Annotated in this window: 2 protein-coding genes and 1 pseudogene; all 3 read left to right on the forward strand. The window is 44.4% G+C overall.

The genetic code is table 11. The annotated features are described in order from the left end of the window. Positions 1 to 343, forward strand: a pseudogene (locus V7L97_RS12505) (ammonia channel protein); the annotation flags it as partial. A gap of 9 nt (positions 344 to 352) precedes the next feature. After that, positions 353 to 691 (forward strand): P-II family nitrogen regulator, encoded by a 339-nt coding sequence (locus V7L97_RS12510; protein ID WP_333656495.1) that lies wholly within the window; start codon positions 353 to 355, stop codon positions 689 to 691. Positions 692 to 1,146: 455 nt separating this feature from the next. Continuing rightward, positions 1,147 to 1,770: ammonium transporter (locus V7L97_RS12515; protein WP_442891847.1), on the forward strand; the 624-nt coding region annotated here is incomplete at its 3' end.

The raw sequence follows: 1,770 nt of genomic DNA on the forward strand, positions 1-1,770 counted from the left end.
AGTCTCATTCTTATCTGTTGCAGTGATGAAGCCAAAACTTGGGTATGATGATACACTCGATGCATTCGGAATACATGGAGTAGCCGGAACACTCGGTGCGATCCTGACCGGCATATTCGCAGACCCATCAATAAACGAGGCAGGCAAGGGACTTCTGTACGGCAACCCCGGACAACTCTGGACCCAGATCATAGCTGCTGGAGTGACTATTGTATATACGGCTGTTGTTACTGCGGTAATTTTCATGATAATAAAGGCTTTTGTTGGTCTCAGGGTCGATGTTGAGGAAGAGATAGAAGGGCTTGATGAGAGCCAGCATGGTGAGAAGGCGTATAATTTGTAAGGAGGAATTATGAAAAAGATAGAGGCGATAATAAAGCCGTTTAAGCTTGATGAGGTAAAAGATGCCCTTAACAGCATAGGGATTCAGGGTATGACTGTGACCGAAGTTAAGGGCTTTGGAAGGCAAAAAGGACATGTGGAGCTTTACAGGGGAGCGGAATACGACATAGCCTTTATTCCCAAGGTAAAGCTTGAAATAGTGGTGCCTGACAGTATGGCTGAAAAAGTGGTCACGACCATAAAGGAAAAAGCAAAGACAGGAAAGATAGGTGACGGGAAGATATTTGTCTCGACACTTGAGGAAGTCGTAAGGATAAGGACAGGAGAGACAGGGGAATCGGCGATATAATTTTCCTACAAAAATGCAGCTCCTGCAAAAAAATGTAGGAAATTAGAAGTCCCTGTTTTTTAAATAATAAAGCCGATATGAAATGGAAATCCTACAAAATTGTAGGATTTCCATTTTTTTCTTGTTTGACTTTCCGCTTAAAATCAAAGACATCCTTTCTGGCATGTTTTTGGCTTATATTGAAGGCTGGACATTGCCTGACGGCTGTCGAGTATTTTTATAAATTACATAATCGTAATCAAGCGAAGCAGGCACGGCTTCAAAGCCTTTATCAATGCGATGAGATTATTATATGCCTGTTTGTACTGCTGAATACAAAAGGTAATACTGAAATTGCCCTTAAACAGCGGGAGGGTTCGGCTCTGAGGTATCGCTGATAAAGGCTTTTCACTCATGCCTGCTTTGCTGCTGTGAGTGTTTGGGCTGCTGATTATGGTAAATAAAGGTGATTGCAAATGAAAAACAAGGTCTTTTTGATGTCAATCTTGGCGGCTATGCTTTTAATCCCGTTTAATGTGTATGCCCAGGCGGAGAGCAAAATAGACGCCGGTGACACTGCCTTTGTCCTTTTGTCCGCTGCCCTTGTAATGCTCATGACACCCGGTCTTGCCATGTTCTACGGTGGGATGGTCAGGAGAAAGAATGTCCTCGGCACGATAATGCAGAGCTTTGTTGCCATAGCTGTCGTCAGCGTGCAGTGGATACTCTTTGGCTACAGCCTCTCCTTTAGCCCGGATGTAAGCGGAATAATAGGAAGCCTTGACTGGCTTGGATTAAGGGGGGTTGGTGTTGAGCCTAATCCCGATTATGCTCCTACCGTTCCGCACATTGCATTCATGATATATCAGGCGATGTTTGCCGTTATCACACCTGCCCTGATTACCGGCGCCTTTGCTGAGAGGATGAAGTTTTCTGCATTTTTGGTGTTTACTGTATTATGGTCAACAATAGTTTATAACCCTGTTGCCCACTGGATATGGGGCAACGGCGGATGGCTCAAGAATATGGGCGTATTGGATTTTGCAGGAGGTATTGTTGTGCATATAACATCGGGCATATCCGCACTTGCTGCTGCGATA

This window comes from Dissulfurispira sp. (assembly GCF_036745535.1).
Taxonomy (GTDB): domain Bacteria; phylum Nitrospirota; class Thermodesulfovibrionia; order Thermodesulfovibrionales; family Dissulfurispiraceae; genus Dissulfurispira.